The organism is Pseudomonas sp. SDO55104_S430 (genome assembly GCF_054070595.1).
The window spans coordinates 1-5436 of record NZ_JBSVXG010000307.1; the positions used below are offsets into that span (position 1 = coordinate 1).

Below are 5436 nucleotides of genomic sequence, written 5' to 3' on the forward strand. Positions count from 1 at the left end.
GATGAAACGCATAAAACCTGTAGGAGCGAGGCTTGCCCGCGAAGAGGCCCTGACAAACACCACACAAACCCCAGACAAACAAAAACGCCCCCGGCCTTTCGACCGGGGGCGTTTTCGTTCAGCCGGGGCTAATTAGGCCTTGGCTTTCTTGGCAGCGCGGGTACGCTCGCTTTCGTCCAGGATCTTCTTGCGAAGACGGATGGACTTAGGAGTTACTTCGCACAGCTCGTCTTCCTGGATGTATTCCAGAGCCTGTTCCAGGGTGAAGCGAACAGGTGGAACCAGAGCGATGGTTTCGTCTTTACCCGAAGCACGCATGTTGTCGAGCTTCTTGCCCTTGGTAGGGTTCACGCCCAGGTCGTTGTCACGGCTGTTCTGACCAACGATCTGACCGTTGTAGATCTCCTGACCGTGTTCTACGAACAGCTTGCCACGAGCCTGCAGGGTTTCCAGGGAGTAGGTCAGTGCCTTACCGGTTTCAACCGAAACCAGTACGCCGTTCTGACGGCCGGACATGTGGCCCGACTTCACTGGAGCGTAACGATCGAAGATCGAGGTCAGGATGCCAGCACCGTTGGTCAGGGTCAGGAACTGGTTACGGAAACCGATCAGACCACGAGCAGGGATGTTGTATTCCAGACGCACACGGCCTTTGCCATCCGGCACCATGTTGCTCAGGTCGCCTTTACGCAGACCCATCTCTTCCATCACCTTGCCCTGAGATTCTTCAGGGATGTCGATGGTTACGTTTTCGAACGGCTCTTGCTTGACGCCGTCGACTTCACGAATGATCACTTCCGGACGGCCCAGGGCCAGTTCGAAGCCTTCGCGACGCATGGTTTCGATCAGTACCGAGAGGTGCAGCTCACCACGGCCGGAAACCTTGAACTTGTCAGCCGAGTCGCCTTCTTCAACGCGCAGTGCAACGTTGTACAGCAGCTCTTTGTCCAGACGATCCTTGATGTTACGGGAGGTCACGAACTTGCCTTCTTTACCGCAGAATGGCGAGTCGTTTACCTGGAAGGTCATGGAAACGGTTGGCTCGTCGACGGTCAGAGGCTTCATCGCTTCGACGGTGTCCGGGTGGCACAGAGTGTCGGAGATGAACAGCTCGTCGAAACCGCTGATGCAGACGATGTCGCCGGCTGCAGCTTCTTCAACGTCTACACGGTGCAGACCGTGGTGACCCATCAGCTTCAGGATACGACCGTTGCGGCGCTTGCCGTCGGCGTCGATGGCGACAACCGGGGTGTTCGGCTTGATGCGACCACGAGCGATACGGCCAACACCGATAACACCCAGGAAGCTGTTGTAGTCCAGTGCCGAGATTTGCATCTGGAAAGGACCATCACGGTCAACGGCTGGCGCTGGAACGTGGTCGACAACCGCTTGGTACAGCGCGGTCATGTCTTCGCCCATGGCGGTGTGGTCCAGGCCGGCAATACCGTTCAGGGCCGAAGCGTAAACAACCTGGAAGTCCAGTTGTTCGTCGGTGGCACCCAGGTTGTCGAACAGGTCGAAGATCTGGTCCAGAACCCAGTCAGGACGCGCGCCCGGACGGTCAACCTTGTTGATCACGACGATTGGCTTGAGACCGGCTTCGAAAGCCTTCTTGGTCACGAAACGGGTTTGCGGCATAGGGCCGTCTTGAGCGTCAACCAGCAGCAGAACGGAGTCGACCATCGACATTACGCGCTCTACTTCGCCGCCGAAGTCGGCGTGGCCCGGGGTGTCCACGATGTTGATGTGGTAGCCGTTCCAGTTGATGGCGGTGTTTTTCGCCAGAATGGTAATGCCGCGCTCTTTTTCCTGGTCGTTGGAGTCCATCACGCGCTCGTCGTTGAGCTCGTTGCGCTCCAGGGTGCCGGATTGACGCAGGAGTTTGTCTACCAGGGTGGTTTTACCGTGGTCAACGTGGGCAATGATGGCGATGTTGCGTAGATTTTCGATCACTTGTGTATCTCGATCAGAGGATTCGGTGTGCTGACAAGTCTTGGCAGCGATTAACAGTAGCGTCCGTGAAAGCCGTTACAGCTTGACGGCGGCGTCGGGGGGCCGGTGACGCAGGCCACAGGCAAACAGCCCCGGGCACTTAGCTCGGTCGATAAACGCGCACATTGGCATGCCCCTCACTGAGCAGATGGTGGGCATGCAGGCGACTCATCACGCCTTTGTCGCAATACAACAGGTACTGGCGAGTAGGGTCCAGTTCCTTGAAACGAGCGTTCAGTGCATAAAACGGCATCGTTTGTACCTCGATACCAGCGAGCTCCAGCGGGTCATCCTCGGCGGCATCCGGGTGGCGGATGTCGATCACGATCTGACCGGCCAGCGCATCGCTGACTTCTTCAATCTGTACGTCCTGGCCCAGTTCATCGATCACCCGATCGATCGGGACCAGCTTGGCGTTCTCGAGCGCACGCTCAAGCACAGCCATGTCGAATTCTTTCTCTTCGTGCTCCACGCGGTAGCGCTTGGCAGCGGTTTTCGGATTGACCGAAATGACTCCGCAATACTCCGGCATGTGCTTGGCGAAGTCGGCGGTGCCGATTTCGTTGGCCGTGTCGATGATGTCCTGCTTGTGGCTGGCGATCAGCGGGCGCAGCACCAGCTTGTCGGTCACGCAGTCGATCACCGACAGGTTCGGCAGCGTCTGGCTGGAAACCTGGGAGATCGCCTCACCGGTAACCAGCGCGTCGATGTGCAGTCGGTCGGCAATCTGCGAAGAAGCGCGCAACATCATACGCTTCAATACTACGCCCATATGACTGTTATCGACTTTGCCGAGAATTTCTCCCAGCACTTCCTCGAACGGCACACTGACAAATAACACGCGTTGCGAGCTGCCGTACTTCTTCCAGATGAAATGCGCGACTTCCATGACGCCCAGTTCGTGGGCACGTCCGCCCAGGTTAAAGAAGCAGAAGTGAGCCATCAGGCCGCGGCGCATGATCTGGTAGGCGGCCACGGTGGAGTCGAAACCGCCGGACATCAGCACCAGGGTCTGTTCCAGCGCGCCCAGCGGGTAACCGCCGATGCCGTTGTGCTGGCTGTGGATCACGAACAACCGTTGGTCGCGAACTTCGATGCGGACTTCGATTTCCGGCTTTTTCAGGTCGATCCCGGCAGCACCGCACTGACGGCGCAACTGGCTGCCGACGTATTTTTCGATATCGATTGAGCTGAAGGTGTGTTTGCCGGCGCGCTTGCAGCGCACGGAGAAGATTTTCCCGGCCAGTGCATCACCGTAGTGCTCTTTGCACTTTTCTACGATGTCGTCGAAATCGCCCAGCGGGTACTCGTCGATCTGCAGGAAGTGCGCGATGCCCGGCATGCAGCTCAGGCGCTCGCCCATCTCTTTCAGGGCCTTGGGATCGTCGACGCGGGTTTCCAGCTCGAGGTTGTCCCAAACGCCGTTCACCACCACAGCCGGGTCCAGATCGCGGAGCACGGCACGGATGTTCTTGGCCAACTGACGGATGAAACGCGTCCGAACAGGGCGGCTTTTGATGGTGATCTCGGGGAAGACTTTTACGATTAGTTTCATGAAAACAGCGCGCGCAGGGCCAGCCGAAAAAGGGGGGCGCGGATTATAGCGGAAATTGCTCAAGGTTTGACCAATTAATGTGCAGAAGGTTTCGCATGCACCAAAACGGTTCACTTTCCATTTCCGGCGCCACATTAAGGGGCGATAAATTCCGCTTTTAAGGCCCGAACACCTCTATAAGCGTGAATTTGGGGCAAAAAACCCATGCTGGGGCACTGGCATGCAATTTGCTCCCTTGTGAGGCAGGTTGCCTTGGCAGAGTATTCGCGCCGGCATCACAAACATTTAAGGGCATCCATTACCGCCCTAAGCCACCCCGGAGGACAGTATGTCGAAGTCGGTTCAACTCATTAAAGATCATGACGTCAAGTGGATTGATCTGCGCTTCACGGACACCCGCGGTACTCAGCACCACGTGACCATGCCGGCTCGCGACGCGCTGGAAGACGACTTCTTCGAAGTCGGCAAGATGTTCGACGGTTCCTCCATCGCTGGCTGGAAAGGCATCGAAGCCTCCGACATGATCCTGATGCCGGTTGACGAAACCGCCGTTCTGGACCCGTTCACCGAAGAGCCGACCCTGATCCTGGTCTGCGACATCATCGAACCTTCGAGCATGCAAGGCTACGACCGCGACCCACGTGCGATCGCCAAGCGCGCCGAGGAATACCTGAAGTCCACCGCCATCGGTGACACCGTATTCGCAGGTCCAGAGCCTGAGTTCTTCATCTTCGACCAGGTGAAGTTCAAGTCCGACATCTCCGGCTCGATGTTCAAGATCTACTCCGAACAAGGTTCCTGGATGTCCGACCAGGACGTGGAAGGCGGCAACAAAGGCCACCGTCCAGGCGTGAAAGGCGGCTACTTCCCGGTTCCGCCGTTCGACCACGACCACGAAATCCGTACCTCCATGTGCAACGCACTGGAAGAAATGGGCCTGACCGTTGAAGTTCACCACCACGAAGTGGCGACTGCCGGCCAGAACGAAATCGGCGTCAAGTTCAACACCCTGGTGAAGAAAGCCGACGAAACCCAGACCCTGAAGTACGTTGTGCACAACGTTGCCGACGCCTACGGCCGTACCGCTACCTTCATGCCTAAGCCGCTGTACGGCGACAACGGTTCGGGTATGCACGTACACATGTCCATCTGGAAAGATGGCAAAAACACCTTCGCAGGCGAAGGCTATGCCGGTCTGTCCGATACCGCTCTGTACTTCATCGGCGGCATCATCAAGCACGGTAAGGCCCTGAACGGCTTCACCAACCCGGCTACCAACTCCTACAAGCGTCTGGTTCCAGGCTTCGAAGCTCCGGTAATGCTGGCCTACTCGGCTCGCAACCGTTCCGCTTCGATCCGTATTCCTTACGTGTCGAGCCCTAAAGCCCGCCGTATCGAAGCCCGCTTCCCGGATCCGGCTGCCAACCCATACCTGGCCTTCGCTGCACTGCTGATGGCTGGTCTGGACGGTATCCAGAACAAGATCCACCCAGGCGACGCTGCTGACAAAAACCTGTACGACCTGCCGCCTGAAGAGGCCAAAGAGATCCCACAAGTTTGCGGCAGCCTGAAAGAAGCCCTGGAAGAGCTGGACAAGGGCCGCGCGTTCCTGACCAAAGGCGGCGTGTTCTCCGACGACTTCATCGACGCTTACATCGCTCTGAAAAGCGAAGAAGAAATTAAGGTCCGCACCTTCGTACACCCACTGGAATACGACCTGTACTACAGCTGCTAATCCAGTAGCGCCTGCGCAAGCGGCGTGACAAAGAGGCCTCCTTCGGGAGGCCTTTTTTATGCCTGCAATTTAACGGCACACACAGAACCCTGTGGGAGCGGGCTTGCTCGCGAATGCGGTGTGTCATTCAAAGGGATGTCGACTGACCGGACGC

The 5436-nt window shown here is 57.4% G+C and carries 3 protein-coding genes; 1 reads left to right on the top strand and 2 read right to left on the bottom strand.

The window, feature by feature from the left end; all coding sequences use genetic code 11:
• Positions 1 to 132: 132 nt before the first annotated feature.
• Entirely contained in the window at positions 133 to 1953 is a 1821-nt protein-coding gene (gene typA, locus ACW9JE_RS28210) for a translational GTPase TypA (RefSeq protein WP_457434626.1), read from the bottom strand.
• 139 nt (positions 1954 to 2092) lie between these two features.
• Positions 2093 to 3547: a tRNA uracil 4-sulfurtransferase ThiI gene (gene thiI, locus ACW9JE_RS28215; protein ID WP_457434627.1), complete on the bottom strand. Its 1455-nt coding sequence runs from the start codon at positions 3545 to 3547 to the stop codon at positions 2093 to 2095.
• Positions 3548 to 3875: 328 nt separating this feature from the next.
• On the opposite strand from thiI, the gene glnA reads away from it, so the two are divergent.
• Positions 3876 to 5282, top strand: coding sequence for a type I glutamate--ammonia ligase (gene glnA, locus ACW9JE_RS28220; protein ID WP_224540570.1), 1407 nt, complete (start codon positions 3876 to 3878; stop codon positions 5280 to 5282).
• Positions 5283 to 5436: the final 154 nt, after the last annotated feature.

Excerpts from the sequence above, each read along its gene's own strand:
- thiI (WP_457434627.1), bottom strand. The coding sequence starts at position 3,547 with ATGAAACTAATCGTAAAAGTCTTCCCCGAGATCACCATCAAAAGCCGC.
- glnA (WP_224540570.1), top strand. The coding sequence starts at position 3,876 with ATGTCGAAGTCGGTTCAACTCATTAAAGATCATGACGTCAAGTGGATT.